The sequence below is a fragment of the Streptomyces sp. NPDC005141 genome (genome assembly GCF_053599975.1).
In genome coordinates, this window is record NZ_JBSFYW010000001.1 from 101285 (window position 1) to 115270 (window position 13986).

Below are 13986 nucleotides of genomic sequence, written 5' to 3' on the forward strand. Positions count from 1 at the left end.
GAGGGGCTACCGGCTCGCCGGAACCGACCCGATCTCGACCACGCGGGCCCACGCGGGCGGCTGGTCCGGCACGTAGTCGGGGTCGTCCTCGTCCCATGAGTCGTCCGACCCCTGGCGGGAGAAGAGACCCACGACCGTCCGGCACGGGGGTCTCGATTCCGGCCAGGGGGTCTGCCCGTCGGTGAGCACCACGATGACATCGGGGCGCGGCTGTACCCGCAGCGCGGCGGTGAATCCCGAGCGCAGGTCCGTACCGCCGCCGCCCATCAGCGGAATGCCCTCCGCGCGGCACAGCGGGTGCGCGATCCCGGCCGCCGCGTCGCACGACACCACGGTGATCAGGTCCCGACGGCCGCCCACGGCACGGGAGATGGCGGTGACCTCGAGGAGCGCGCTGCCCAGTTCCGCGTCGCTGACCGACCCGGAGGTGTCGACGACCACCGAGACCCGGGGCGGTCTGCGGCGCAGGCTCGGCAGGACGACGCCGGGCACGCCCGCCGCGCGCCGCGACGGCCGGCCGTAGGTGTAGTCCTCACCCACGCCGGGCCCCGAGGCCGCGGAGCGGACCGCGGCCCCCAGCAACTCCCGCCACGGCTGCGGCGGATGGAAGGCCTCCTCCGCCCACCGCTGCCATCCCTCCGGGCTCTTCCCGGGGCGGGCCTTGATCCCCTGCGCGACCCGGAACCGGACGGCGTCGCGTTCCTGCGCGCTGAGGCCGTGCGCGCCGTCCGGCCCGAGGTCCCACTCCCGTTCGCGTCCGTCGGCGCCGCTGCCGCAGTCCAGCCAGGCGAGGTCCTGTGTACGCGGCCCGAGCCGGAACAGGCGGAGATAGTCCTCCATGAGCTCGCCCGGGGGCAGGCGCAGGAACTCCGGCGTGACGGCGCCCTCGGGCCGGACGAGACCTTCGCCGAACGCGTCGTCGTTGATCTCGCAGTCCGCGGCGATGTTCATCCGCAGCCGCTCCCCCGGGCCCGTGAGTCCGCGCTCGCGTGCGACCCGTTCGCTGCGGCCGTGGTGGTCGCGCAGCAGGTGCGACACCTCGTGCACCCAGACGCCGGCCAGGTCCTCGACGGGTGTCCGGTCCACGAACCCCGGCGAGACGTAGCACCGCCAGTGCCGGTCCACGGCCATCGTCGGCACCCATCGCGACTCGACGGTGTGCAGGGCGAACAGGGCCGTCGCCAGATAGGGCCGGACCCGCGCGGCGTGCAGCCGGGCGGCGAAGAGTTTCTCGAGGTCCAGAGCCCCCGGTGAGCCCGCCGTCATCGTCCCGCCTTCGCGGCGACCGCGGAGCGGGCCGCCGCGTCGTCCGCGCGCCGGGACAGGGTCACCGCTCCGGCCAGCCTCTCGATCGACGCCGGGACGTCCCAGTCCTCCTGCCGCAGTGTCGCGAGCGTGGTCGCGGGAACGACCACCAGGTCCGGGGCGCCGGTGTCCAGCGCCCGGACCAGCAGGGCCCAGGCGGCGTCCCAGCGGGCCTTCTCGGGACGCTTGCGGACCGCGGCCACCACGCCGTCGAGGACGGCCTGGCGCAGATCCCCGCGCTCGGGCAGGACGGCGCCCGCCGGGTCGGCTAGCAGCGTCTCGGGGTCGGGCAGGTCCATCCGGTCCAGGCTCGCCAGCAGCTCCAGTCCCGGACCGTCTCCCACCGTGCCTCTGACCAGCAGGGAGAGCACTTCCCTGGAGGCGTCGGCGGCGGTCGCGAAGGCGATCAGACGCAGGGTCGTCTCCCAGCTCCGGGGTGAGGGCCACGCACCGCCCCGGCGGGTCTCACCGCTGGGCAGCCGGTGGACGAGTCCGGGCCGGGCGTCGAGGAGCCCGCACACCGCGCGGCGGGCGAAGTCCACGGCCTCCGGCAGCCTCCGCGGGTCGAGCCGAGGCAGTGTCGCGCGCGGCCAGGTGCCGCCGAGCCCGCGCACGACGACCTCGTGGTCGTGGACCCACTGGAGATGGACGAACCGGTTGGCCAGCGGCGGGCTCAGCTCCCAGCCGTCGGCCGCGGAGGAGCGCGGGTTCGCCGCGGCCACGATCCTTACGCCGGGCGGCAGTTGCAGGGTTCCGATCCGGCGCTCGAGGACGAGACGGAGCAGGGCGGCCTGCACCGCCGGGGGCGCGGTGGACAGTTCGTCCAGGAACAGCAGTCCCCGGCCGGCGCGTACGAGCCGCACCGCCCAGTCCGGTGGGGCCATGGGAACGCCCTGTTCGGCGGGATCGTCGCCGAGGATGGGCAGCCCCGAGAAGTCGGACGGCTCGTGGACGCTGGCGATCACCGTGGTGAGCGGCAGGTCCAGGGTCTCGGCGAGCTGGGTCAGGGCCGCGGTCTTGCCGATCCCCGGCTCACCCCACAGGAGTACGGGCAGATCGGCGGCGACGGCGAGGGTCAGCGCCTCTAGCTGGCTGTCGGAACACGGTTCGGTGCCGGTGTCGCGGAGCAGGGTCAACAGCGCGTCGGCTACGTCGAGTTGGGTGGCGTGGGCCGGGTCGGCGAGGGCTTCGGTTTCGGCGCACGGGGTGCATGTGGGCATGTTTGATCACCTTCGGGTTCGTGGTGGGGCGCGTGGGCGCAGGGGGCTGGGACCGCCGGGGCGGTCGCCTGTCTTTCAGCGAGCGGTCAGCGGCCGGTCGTGTCACGCGGGCGGGAGCGATGGCCGCGGGGACGGTCGGGCCCCGGGAGGATGCGGTCGCGTGCGGGACCGGCCAGGCCCGCCCTGAACAGTCCGTAGGTGAGACGCCGTTGCGCCGCCGCCCGGAGTTCGTTCTGCAGGGCGCCGCTGCGCAGTACCGCGTCAGGGCCCAGCAGCCCCTCGACGACGGCCAGCGCACCGGCCGTGTCGCCGTGGTGCAGGCGTTCACGGACCCCGGGGAGGCAGTGCGGCTGCCGGTGCGCCTCGTCGATGGCCCGGAGGCAGGGAAGCGGCGTACCGGTCAGGGCGACCAGCAATTCCTCCCGGCGGATCTCCGCCGGGTCGTGGTCCAGCGGCGCAAGTACGCCGTCGAGGAGGCCGATCCGGTGCCGGTCTCCCCGGCACTCCACGAGGCGCGGCTGTCCGGCCGGGTCCGCATACCCGGTGGACGCGGCCGGGGTGTGTTCCGGTACCAGCGCGGCGGCGACCAGCGGATGCAGCCGCCCGGCCTCGATCGCGCCGGCCCGGAGCAGCGCCAGGTCGGGCGGCACCCAGGTCGCGGCGTCGGGCAGGACCGGCAGCGCGGAGACGCTGCCGTCGTCGGACGCCCGGTCGATCCGCAGAATGCGCGGTCCGACACCTGCCGGGCCGGCCACCAGGTCCAGGAGCAGCCGCTGCCGGGACCCGGTCCGCACGGTGACGGTGCCGGTCGTCCGCCCCTCGTCGTGGAGCAGGATCCCCGCCTCGGCCGCCCATCGGTCGACGGCGCAGCCGAGGTCGTGGGGCACCTGCCCCGGTGGATCCGGGTTCACCGAACGGGCGTCGGCCGGCGGCCGGTCGGCGCCGGACCGGACGCGCAACTCGTCGGTCCTTCGCGCGTCCCACAGGTGCCGGTGCAGGTCGAGGCGGTAGCGCCGGCTGGGACGGGGGTGCGGATGGCGGCGGACCCCGGCATCGGAGGAGTACCAGAAGCCGGATCCGCCCTGAGTACCGTCATGGGGTCCGCCCCGCTGTTCGCCCCGGCGGACGTCGCGGCGCCCGCCCCGACGTCCGCCGGGGTGTCCGTCGCCGTCCGGGCCGTGGGATCCGTCCCACAGCGCGAGGCTGATCCGCTGGCCGCCGTCCGCCCAGGCCGGCGGGGTACGGACCACCAGGTGCACCGGGTGTACGCCGTCACGCCCGGCACGGTCGTACCGGGCCAGCGTGATGGTGAGGCCGGGGCGCAGCAGCCCGTCGGGAGCGACCCTCGGCATGTGCCAGCGCAGCAGGTCGGGAGCCAGATGGCGGAGATCGGCACGGACTCGGGCCACGAGATCGTGACCGTGCGTACGTGCCAGGGAACGCAGATCGAGGTCGATGTCGATGCCCGCGGCGGTGCACGCACCCGCCCAGTCCCCGCAGCGGCGGCGGACGGTCGCGGTCTCGATCATGGTGGGCGGCACGGCGAAGTCACGCACGCGCGGCCAGAAGGAGCGAAGGGAATCCTCGTACGCGGTCGAAGTGAGCATCAGCACTCACCTTGCGCGGACGGGTCCCCCGTTCTGATTTCAGAGGGAGTCGTCATCGCGGGGAGCATAGCCCGCGGTTCACGATCTGTCAGGTGCCTTCCGTGGCGGGCCGATCGGGCGTCCGCCCGCCCGGCCGGCCCGTGCTTCCGCGCCACCTGGTACCGCGCCACCGGCATCGACCGCGGCTGGGACATCCGACGGCTGCTACGGCAGGCGGCCACGGGTCCTGACGGCTACTGCTGGGCCGGACAGCCCGCTACGGCCGAGGCCACCGACGGCAGAGAAGCGGTCGAACTCGCCCGCCTCCACCGCCCCGACGTCGTGCTCATGGACATCCGCATGCCCGGCACCGACGGCCTCAGCGCCACGACCACCATCTGCGCCGACCCGGACCTGTCGGCCACGCGCGTGCTGATCCTCACCACGTTCGAGATCGACGAGTACGTCGCCCAGGCCCTGCGCGCCGGGGCGAGCGGCTTCCTCGGCAAGGACGTCGCCGCCGACGCGCTCCTCGACGGCATCCGCACCGTGGCCTCCGGAGAGGCCCTGCTCTCCCCGTCGGCCACCCGCGCCCTCATCGGCCGGTTCCTCAGCACCCCGGCTCCGGGCGACCCGCTCGCACCGCCCGAGTCGCTCGACACGCTCACCGCCCGCGAACGCGAGGTGATGGCCCTGGCCGCCGAGGGCCGGTCCAATGCCGAGATCGCCGAACACCTGGTCGTCAGCCCGCTGACCGTACGCACCCACGTGCACCGCGCGATGACCAAGCTCGCCGCCCGCGACCGAGCCCAGCTCGTCGTCATCGCCTACCAGTCGGGCCTGGTACGCCCGACACCCCCGCCGTCGCGCTGACTCCGGTCGGCGGGGGTCGGCGCGACGGCGGGGGTGAGGTCGTCGCGGGCCCTGCGGCCGATCACAGACGCCCGGTCGGTCAGGCCGGGCTCCTGGCCGTCGGTCCCGCCGTCGGTCCGTCGAGGGGGCCGGTCAGGTGCGGGGCGCCGTCGTCGTCGAGGAACTCGACCACGGCCAGGGCCAGCAGGGCCAGCACGGCGATCCAGATGGTGACGGCGGCCGTAGGGTAGTTCCAGACCAGCAGGATGACGGCGGCGACCGCGACCACGGTCCAGTTCAGCCACGTCTTGACCCGGTGCACCCACGCTCCGACCGCTCCCAGCTCGAACCCCGTCGCGCTGCGCACGGCACCGATGCCGCCTGTCCAGGCGGCCAGGACCCGCGTGGCCGCCCGGCCGCTGCCGGTCAGCCAGGCCGCCAGCGCCACGACGATCCCGAGGGTGATCACCATGCGTACCGACGTCCGCAGATAGCGCACCAGGGTGTCGAAGACCGCTCCCGCGGCGGGCTGGGAGACGTCCGACGGCAGGCCGTCGAGATAGAGCGCCCGGAAGACCCAGAGCGCGAGGCCGAGGAGGGCCGCCCCGGCTGCCACGAGGAGCGCCGCCGTGACGAGGGCACGGCGCTTGCGTACGGCGAGCAGCACACCGCCGGCCGCCAGCAGGAGGGTCAGCACCGGCAGCCAGAATCCGACGATCTGGAGCAGCCGGTAGATCTTCTTGGCCTTGCCGATGGATTCGGAGGACAGCACCGTGAAGTTGGTGTGCACCTCGGGGATCTTCGCGGCGATGCCGAGTCCCCTGTCGACGAGCGACTGCTTGACCTGGTCGATGACTGGGGCGAGGTCGATGACGACGGCGTCGTCGGTGAGCTTCACCGCTCCGCCGCCGCTTCCGGTCAGCGCCTTGTCGACGGCGGAGTGGGCTCTCCTGTTCAGCTCGGTCCACAGGGTGGCGAACGCGTCGCTGCTGACGAACCGGTCCGCCACGCTGTGCACGAAGTCGGTGAGACCGCTGGTGATCGGACCGCTCAACGGGCCGATGGCCTTGGTCAGTTCGGGCCGGTCGGCGGGGGCGGCCGATTCGAGCAGCGTCTTGACGTCGACGTGCTGCATCACCGTTTTGGTCACCCTGTCGGCGACGGCCTTCTGGACGTCGGGGTCGGAGGCGAGCGGCTTCATGGTGGCCACGTACCGGTCGGTGTCCCCGACCAGATCGCTCGTCCAGGCCGCCACGGCGCTCAGCGGGGTGAGCAGAGCCGCGAGAAGGATCAGCACGACCGCGAAGAACGACCGCACGCGGTGGTGCTCGACCAGCGGCCGCCGCCGCTCCAGTTCGGCGACCCGGGCCCGCAGATCGGCGATCTCCCGCGCGTCACCGGCGCTCACGTCACCGGAACTCACGACGTCTCCGGAGCGCTGATCGGGCCCGCGCCACCGCGGGCCGGAGGGGCCACCGGGCCGCGGTCGTGCTGCGCGCACCGCTGACCGGCCCGCGTCCGGTCGATCACGTCATCCATGGCGCGTCTCGTTCCGATCGGTCCGATGCGTTGGGGTTCGACGGCATACGGCGGCCCTCGTGGGGTTCGACTGCATACGGCGGCCCTCTTCTCGGCGGCGCTCGCTCGGCGACTGGACGGAAGGGGTGTCTCAGCGCGGCTGCCGGGCGTCGGGCCGGTACGAGGCCAGCGCCCAGATCACGAAGACGTCGATGGCGATCACGATGACCGACCAGATCGGCGCGTACGGCAGGAACATGAACTGGAAGAGCATGCTCAGCGAGGCCAGCACGATGCCGGTGACACGGGCCCACCCGGCGTCCTTGAGGATCCCCCAGCCGACGACGGCCGAGATCACGCCGAGGACCAGCAGGAGCCAGCCCCAGCCGGTGAGGTTGATGCGGTAGACGTAGTCGTTCACGCGCGTGTAGACATCGTCCTTGGCTATCGCGGAGATGCCCTGGAGGATGTGGAGACCCCCGTTCACCAGCAGGAGGACACCCGCGAAGGTGACACCACCGGCCGCCCAGCCGCTGTTGCCCGAAGGCGGCGGCCCGAGTCCTCCGGCGGCGGGCGCGGCTCCGGACCACTGGTCGCCCCACAACGGCATGTCGCCGCCGCTCGGCTGCGCTCCCGTGCCACCACCGGGCGGCGGGCTCGGAGGCTGCGAAGAGTCCTGGCTCATGCTCGACCACCTTGATGTGCTGTCCGGCCGCTGGCCGTCCCCGTGCGGGAAGCATCGGGGAGTTCGAGCCTCAGCCCACCGCCCCTCCCTCGCCACGGGGGTTCCGCCGACCGGGTGACCGGGCGGCTGCCGCCCGATCGGCCGCACGATGTCGCACGGGACCGCATGGACAACCCGCCCAGGTCCCGGTCCCGCGCCGTCGGCCGCGACGGCACCGCGGTCCTCAGCGACGCCCGGTCGGCTCCCCCGCAGCACCAGCGTCCGCAGCCGACTCCGCGGTGACGGGCTCCCCGGCCACGGGCTCCCCGGCGACGGGCTCCTCAGCGACGACAGGCTTCAGATCGTTGACGAGATCCAGCGCGCGCCCCAGCGTCGTGAGCCGTTCGTCGAGGGTCTCGCCCGCCGGGTAGAACCGGACGGTGTCGACACCGGCGGCACGCCAGACGCGGAGCCGTTCACGGACCATGTCCTCGGTGCCGATCAGGGTGGTGCCGAGGACCATCTCGTCGGTCACGAGCCCTGCGGCACCGTCCCGGTCGCCGGCCTGCCAGCGCTCATGGATCTCGGCGGCGATCTCCGCCCAACCCTGCCTGCTGTAGGCGGCGTTGTAGAAGTTGGTGGTGGCGGATCCCATTCCGCCGAGGCTGAAGGCCAGTTCCTTCTTCCGGCCCGCGACCATGGCGCGCAGCGCGTCCTCGTCCTCGGCGAAGGCCACTTCTGCGCCCTGGCAGATGTCGAGGCCGGCGCGGGTCCGGCCCGCCGCCGCGAGGCCCGCGTCCAGGTGATCGAAGTACGCCTCCTTGGCCCCCTCGGGTACGAAGCTGGTGCCCAGCCAGCCGTCCGCGACCTCGCCCGTCAGCCGCAGCATTTTCGGCGAGAGCGTGGCGAGGTAGACGGGCAGGTCGTGCTCGGCGCGCAGGGACATTCGCATGGGCCGCGCCTCACCACCCGGCAGCGGAATCGTGAACTCCTTCCCCTCGTAAGCGAGTTTCTCCCCCGTCACCGCCTGCCGGACGATCTCCACGGTCTCCCGCATCCGGGACAGCGGGCGCGCGAACGGCACCCCGTGCAGTCCCTCGATCACCTGGGGACCGGACGGACCGAGGCCGAGGAGGAAGCGCCCGTCGGAGATGTTGGAGAGCGTGATCGCGGCCCGCGCGATGGCCGCCGGGGTGCGGGTCCCGAGCTGGATGATCCCGGAGCCGAGCAGCATCCGTTCGGTCCGTGCCGCCAAGTAGCCCAGCGGAGAAGGGGCTTCGGAGCCCCAGGCCTCCGCCACCCAGCAGATGTCCATGCCCAGCTTCTCGGCTTCGACCACGAAGTCGACGGTCTCCCGCCAGTCGCCCGCCGACGCCTCGATCGTCGTGGAGGTACGCATCATGCTTCCACCCCTTCCGCGCTCTCGGCCAGCTTCCTGATCGCCGCGACGCTGTCCGTCATGCTCCGCTCGAACTCCCGCAGCCGTACGAACACGATCTTCTGCTCCTTCTCCGGCATCCGGTCGATCGCGTAGGAGAGCCCTGAACGGCCGGGCCCCATCCGCATCCACTGGGTCAGCTCGGTGCCGCCGTCCGTCTCCTCCAGGCCGAACCGCCAGACGGCGCTGGGCTGTTCGGGGTCCACCACCGCCCAGGCGAACGCCCGGCACGGCTCGCACTCCACCACGTACGAGGTGGTCTCCCACTCCCCCAGCGACTCGTGCCTGCTGCGGCCCACGAAGCGGGCACCGACCGCCGGCCCCGTCGCGCCGTCGAGCCACTCGACCGACTGGAGCTCCGCGCTCAGTTCCGGCATCAGATGAATGTCGGACACCAGCTCCCACACCCGCCCCGGCGGAGCGTCGATCCGTGTCCGCACATCGACGGTCGGCTGGTCCGCATAGCGCGCACCCGTCCACTCCATGAGTCTCCGGCCTTCCTCTGGTCTCCCGGGAAATGCGCCCGACAGGGCTCTGAGCTTGAGAGTTGCGTAGATAGACTCACCTGTCAAGGAAAACCGCGGCCAACTCACGGGCCGACAGCGGAACGTGGACCCGGGCGGGGCTGGGCTGGGGACCGCGACCGGGTCTGAGGCTGGGACCCGGACCGGCCTGAGGCTGCAGACCTGGACCGGGCTTGAGGCTGCGCACCTGGACCGGGTCTGGGTCCGGTCCGGGGAACTGGCCCCGGTCCGGGAGCCGGCGCAGCCGGCGCGGGGAGTCGGCTCCCCTTGGCGCGGCGAGCAGCCGCCGCGGGGGGTCGGTTCCCCTTGGCGCGGCGAGCAGCCGCCGCGGGATCGCTCAGGTGGTGAAACGCCTCCGGATGTCCGGGCGTTCGGCGAGGTGCGGCGGGTAGCCGGGGCCGAGACGCGGATGGGTGTCCTCGGCCGTCATCGGCTCGCCGCAGTCGGCGCACACCACCGCGGCGTCGCTCTCGTGCCCGCAGCGGTCGTGGTGGAAGACGACCGGCGGCCCCTGCTCACCGCTGAGCCAGCGGTTGCCCCAGCTGTTCATGGCGGCCAGGACCCCGAAGAAGTCGCGGCCCATCTCGGTGAGGACGTAGTCGTACCGCACCGGGTCCGCCTGATAGGCCCGCTTCTCCATGAGCCCCTCGTCGACCAGCCGACGGAGCCGGTCGGTCAGCGTGTTGCGCGCGATGCCCAGCTCCTGCTGGAACGCGTCGAACCGCTTGATCCCGTAGAACGCCTCCCTCAGCACCAGCGGCGTCCACCAGTCGCCGAGCAGATCCATCGTGCGCGCGATGGAACAGGGCCAGTTCGCAAAAGAAGTCCGCCTCACGCGCCCAGCATACGAGGGTCCAGGAAAAGGACCCAGCAGCTCGCGGCGGAGTGGGGCGCCGCGAGAGGCACCGCCACACCGCCGCACCGCCGCACCGCCGCACCGCCGCACCGGACCGTCACACCAGACGCCGGATCTCCCCGCGCACTCGGTAGAAGCCGCCCTGCGAGGTGTGCAGCGCGTCCACCACATAGCGGGTGCCCGGCTGGCGTATCGCACGCGGGAACTGGACGTTCCAGTTCGGCTCATAGCCTTCGGAGACCACATGGACCCGCACACGCCCTCCTTCCTGGATGCACTCGACGACCACCCCGTTCCCCGCCGCGGGGACGGCGCTGACCGTGGCCACGGAGGCGGCGGCGGTCAGCGGGGCGTATGTCGGCAGGGCAGCCGCCAGCTTGATGTCCGCGGCGACCGGGACGCTGCCCGACTGGGCTGCGTCGATCGCGGCCTCGGTCGCGTCGATGCAGGCGAGCGAGCCGTCCGTGGAGACGATGTACAGCCGCTCGTCGTGGTACTGCATCGAGAGCGCCGAACCGCCACCGGTGCCGAGCTTCCACAACCGGGTGCCGTCGGCCCGGAAGCAGTAGACGGAGGACGAGGAGTCGCCCGCGAAGACGTACCGACCGCCGGGAGAGGTGGCGCACGAGTACACGGCGGCGTCGCACTGGTAGGTGGCCTCGATCCGTCCGGTGGACTTGTCGAGCCGCTGGACGACCCGCCGCCCCGTCCCCGCGTAGACCGCGTTCTCCTCCTGCCATCCGAAGAGCACATTGCCGTTGGTCGCGGCGTGCCAGAGCTGGCCGGCACCGTCCGCCGCGTACGCCGTCACACCGCGGCTGTGCCCGTGGTACACGGCCTGGTCGTCGGCCCGCACCATCCACGCGTTGTCGCCTGACGAGTTGCGCGACCACTGGAGTTCGTCCTCATGGTCGATGACCGTCAGTCCGCCGTTGCGGTCGGCGACGTTCAGCACGCCGGCGTGGATGTCCAGCCAGAAGATGTCCACCTCGGCCGCTATCTCGTAGGCCGCGAACGGCACCTTCGAGGAGAGGTCGTACACCCGGCCGTCGTCGCACCCCGCGTAGATCCAGAAGTCGTCCGCCACCAGGCACTTCACACCGTCGGGCAGCGAATAGTGGGCCAGCACCTCACCGGTGTGACTCAGGTTGTAGACGTCGCCGTGCTGGTTGCCGACCCAGCAGCGGTCCTCGTCCACATGGATGCCGAAGGCCGAGGTCCCGGTACGGAACCGCCACAGCACCGGGGCCGTCGCCCGCGCCGTGGAGGGGGCCGACGTCACCTGACGGCGCGTCACGGGCCGTGCCGCGCGCTGTCCTTGGACAGCGGGCGCGTATCCCTTGCGCACCTTCTCGGCTATCTTCTTCGCCGCCGCCGACTTCGCCTTCTCGGCGGTCGCGAAGGTGGAGACTTGGCTCTGCCCGTCCACGCCGATCCGTCCGTACCGCACGGCGACGGTCGTCTCCTCGACGGTCACCTCGTAGAACTTGTGCGCACCGCCGCTCTCCTGGGACAGCTCCAGATACGTCGTGATCCCCGTCTGTCGTGCCTGCGCAGCGGACACAGCACACCCCTCCCCAAAGGTCCGGTCGACCGATTCGGCCGTCTTCCAGTGATTCCAACGTAGCGGTCACCACTGACATCGAGCCGGGGCAGAAGGGCCGCCCCACGAGGCACCACGAGGAGACCCGCGGTGCCCCCTGATCCGGCCAATCTGCGCCACCGCCAACCGGCCTGACGCGACCTCAGCGGACGATGCGGAGGAACCGCGCCCGCCCTCGGACATGCGGCCGGACACCGGCGCGATCGAGTCGTACGCCTCCTTGTCCGGGTCGGCCGCCCCGCCCGGCTCCGGCACCCGCAGCGGCACGCTGTAGTGCACGAACAGTGGGAGGTCGCTGCCGAACCGGGCGCCGCAGAAGGCCCGCTGCAGCCCTCCGATCACTACCGCGCAGAAGCCGCCCCCGGGAGGGCCGGGCGAGCGGCCGGAGCGAGTGGTGGCGTCAAGTCACCGCAGGAGATCGCCGGTTGGTGGATCCAACCTCAAAACCTTGAGCACAAATTACACACATCCCTCTCTTCATACTGGCCCCGATGGTCTAGATTGACCGTGCTTCAGCTGTTCAGACACGAGGCGACCATTAATGATCTATAGGTCCGGCGCTACGGAAAGCCAGTAGTCGCGTCCCCGTCGCCGGACGTGGGGGTGATCAGTTCTTGGAGCCCGAGAGGGGGCCTTGGGTGCGGGGAGCATCCGAGGTTTCGACGGGCCCCGCGCACCTCGAGTGTCTGACAGGACAAGCAAGTCCCGTGCCGTCAGGGTGGGTTGTTCAGGCTGCTCTGAAATAGCCGGGATGTCATGCGGGGGCTGGGGCCTCCGAGGGGAGGAGCAGTGCCGGGGGGCGGGGGCCTCCCGAGGGGAGGAGCAGTGCGGGGGGCGGGGGCCTCCCGAGGGGAGGAGCAGTGCGGGGGGGCGGGGGCCTCCCGAGGGGGAGGAACAGTGTTGGGCGAACACGTCGTACCACTGGGGACCTGGGGGGTTCTGTGCGGCAAGGGGGACTAGTCAGCCCGTTTCCGTCGGCGCGCGAGCGTCTGGCGAACGGCGCCATCAGACAGCCCGCGATCGAATGGGAACAGCGGTACCGCCGTGCCGTGATCACCAGCGATACCGTGGCCACCGCCTTCGTGGTGGCGGCGATCGGCAACTTCTTCGGAGCCCGGGACGCGGCCAACTGGCACGAGAAGTGGGGAATTCTCGCCTTCTGCACCGAGCTGCTGGTGCTGGGGGCCCTCGCGGTGGGCCGGTCATGGGCTCCGGCCGTGCTCGGCCAGGGCGCCGAGGAATTCCGACGGCTCGGACGCTCACTGTTCGCGGCGACCGTCGTACTGGCGCTCGGCGGAATCGCCCTGACCTCGCGCAACATCAAGCTCTGGATCTTCGTCGCGATCCCCGCGATCGCGCTCATCACCATGCCCGCGCGGTATCTGCTGCGCCTCTGGCTGCACAAACAGCGGAAAGAAGGACGGTGCCTGCGACCGGTGCTCGCCGCCGGGAGCCTGACCACCGTGCGCGACCTGATCAACCGAACCCGCAAGTTCCCGCACCTCGGCTGGCGGGTGGACGCGGTGTGCACGACGGACGGTCTCGGGTTCGACGGTGACCAACTGGACGGAGTGCCGGTCGTCGGCCGGCTGACGGACGTCGCCAACCACGTCCGCCGCGACGGCTACCGTGTCGTCGCGCTCACACCGCACCCGCACTGGTCACCGGACCGGCTGCAGCGGCTGGCCTGGAACCTCGAAGGCAGCGACGCCGAGATGGTCGTGGCCCCTGTGCTGATGGAGGTGGCCGGCCCGCGGCTGCATATCGACGCGGTGCTCGGGATCCCGCTGCTGCGGGTCAGCATGCCGACCTTCACCGGGGGCCGCCGGGCGGTCAAAGGGGTCGTCGACCGGATAGGCGCAGCGATCCTGCTGATCCTGTTCGCGCCGCTGATGGTGTTCGTCGGGCTGCTCGTCCTGGTGGACAGCCGGGGTGGGGCGTTCTACCGCCAGCGCAGGGTCGGCAAGGACGGCCGCGAGTTCACCATTCTCAAGTTCCGCACCATGGTCACCGGGGCCCACGGGGCACGTGCCGAACTGGCCGACCGCAACGAGGGCGCCGGCCTGCTGTTCAAGCTCCGCCGGGATCCGCGGGTGACCCGGGTGGGAGCGGTGCTGCGCCGGTACTCGATAGACGAGCTCCCGCAGCTTTTCAACGTGCTCACCGGATCAATGTCGCTCGTCGGTCCGCGGCCTCCGTTACCGGAGGAGTCCGCTGCGTACGGCCCGGACATCCGGCGGCGTCTGCTGGTCAAGCCCGGACTCACCGGCCTGTGGCAGATCAGCGGACGCAGCGACCTCTCGTGGGAGGAGGCGGTCCGGCTGGACCTGCGGTACGTGGAGGACTGGTCGCTCGCCCTGGACACAGTGATCTTGTGGAAGACGCTGCGTGCGGTGCTCTATGGGCAGGGGGCCTACTGA

Annotated in this window: 10 protein-coding genes and 1 pseudogene; 2 read left to right on the plus strand and 9 right to left on the minus strand. The window is 71.8% G+C overall.

All coding sequences use genetic code 11. From position 1 onward, the window contains the following. Positions 1-6: 6 nt before the first annotated feature. From ACWD68_RS00420 to ACWD68_RS00430, 3 genes are all read right to left on the minus strand, one after another. Positions 7-1266 carry a vWA domain-containing protein gene (locus tag ACWD68_RS00420; RefSeq protein ID WP_451804075.1) on the minus strand — a complete coding sequence of 420 codons (1260 nt, stop codon included), beginning with the start codon at positions 1264-1266 and terminating at the stop codon, positions 7-9. Next, positions 1263-2525, minus strand: a complete 1263-nt coding sequence (locus ACWD68_RS00425) for an AAA family ATPase (protein WP_451804077.1) — start codon at positions 2523-2525, stop codon at positions 1263-1265. The genes ACWD68_RS00420 and ACWD68_RS00425 overlap by 4 nt, the downstream gene beginning before the upstream one ends. 86 nt (positions 2526-2611) lie before the next feature. Further along, positions 2612-4132 carry a hypothetical protein gene (locus ACWD68_RS00430; protein WP_451804079.1) on the minus strand — a complete coding sequence of 507 codons (1521 nt, stop codon included), beginning with the start codon at positions 4130-4132 and terminating at the stop codon, positions 2612-2614. A 261-nt stretch (positions 4133-4393) separates the two neighbouring features. Between ACWD68_RS00430 and ACWD68_RS00435 the strand changes: the two are divergent. Next, a pseudogene (locus ACWD68_RS00435) lies at positions 4394-4984 on the plus strand (response regulator); the annotation flags it as partial. 79 nt (positions 4985-5063) lie between these two features. Here the strand turns inward: ACWD68_RS00435 and ACWD68_RS00440 are convergent. From ACWD68_RS00440 to ACWD68_RS00465, 6 genes are all read right to left on the minus strand, one after another. Beyond that, complete coding sequence (locus tag ACWD68_RS00440; RefSeq protein WP_451804081.1) at positions 5064-6386, minus strand: hypothetical protein; 1323 nt, start codon at positions 6384-6386, stop codon at positions 5064-5066. Between the two features lie 246 nt (positions 6387-6632). Next, positions 6633-7166, minus strand: coding sequence for a DUF7144 family membrane protein (locus ACWD68_RS00445; protein WP_451804083.1), 534 nt, complete (start codon positions 7164-7166; stop codon positions 6633-6635). A 223-nt stretch (positions 7167-7389) separates the two neighbouring features. After that, positions 7390-8544, minus strand: a complete 1155-nt coding sequence (locus ACWD68_RS00450) for an LLM class flavin-dependent oxidoreductase (RefSeq protein WP_451804402.1) — start codon at positions 8542-8544, stop codon at positions 7390-7392. Beyond that, positions 8544-9068 (minus strand): SRPBCC family protein, encoded by a 525-nt coding sequence (locus tag ACWD68_RS00455; RefSeq protein WP_451804085.1) that lies wholly within the window; start codon positions 9066-9068, stop codon positions 8544-8546. Before ACWD68_RS00455 ends, ACWD68_RS00450 begins: the two co-directional genes overlap by 1 nt. Before the next feature lie 376 nt (positions 9069-9444). After that, positions 9445-9942, minus strand: a complete 498-nt coding sequence (locus ACWD68_RS00460) for a winged helix-turn-helix transcriptional regulator (protein WP_451804087.1) — start codon at positions 9940-9942, stop codon at positions 9445-9447. 118 nt (positions 9943-10060) lie between these two features. Beyond that, positions 10061-11527, minus strand: coding sequence for a WGR domain-containing protein (locus tag ACWD68_RS00465; protein WP_451804089.1), 1467 nt, complete (start codon positions 11525-11527; stop codon positions 10061-10063). A gap of 980 nt (positions 11528-12507) precedes the next feature. Here ACWD68_RS00465 and ACWD68_RS00470 point away from each other — a divergent pair. Next, complete coding sequence (locus tag ACWD68_RS00470) at positions 12508-13986, plus strand: sugar transferase (protein ID WP_451804091.1); 1479 nt, start codon at positions 12508-12510, stop codon at positions 13984-13986.

Coding starts and splice junctions, on each gene's coding strand:
- ACWD68_RS00420 (WP_451804075.1), bottom strand. CDS start 1,266: ATGACGGCGGGCTCACCGGGGGCTCTGGACCTCGAGAAACTCTTCGCC.
- ACWD68_RS00425 (WP_451804077.1), bottom strand. CDS start 2,525: ATGCCCACATGCACCCCGTGCGCCGAAACCGAAGCCCTCGCCGACCCG.
- ACWD68_RS00430 (WP_451804079.1), bottom strand. CDS start 4,132: ATGCTCACTTCGACCGCGTACGAGGATTCCCTTCGCTCCTTCTGGCCG.
- ACWD68_RS00445 (WP_451804083.1), bottom strand. CDS start 7,166: ATGAGCCAGGACTCTTCGCAGCCTCCGAGCCCGCCGCCCGGTGGTGGC.
- ACWD68_RS00450 (WP_451804402.1), bottom strand. CDS start 8,544: ATGCGTACCTCCACGACGATCGAGGCGTCGGCGGGCGACTGGCGGGAG.
- ACWD68_RS00455 (WP_451804085.1), bottom strand. CDS start 9,068: ATGGAGTGGACGGGTGCGCGCTATGCGGACCAGCCGACCGTCGATGTG.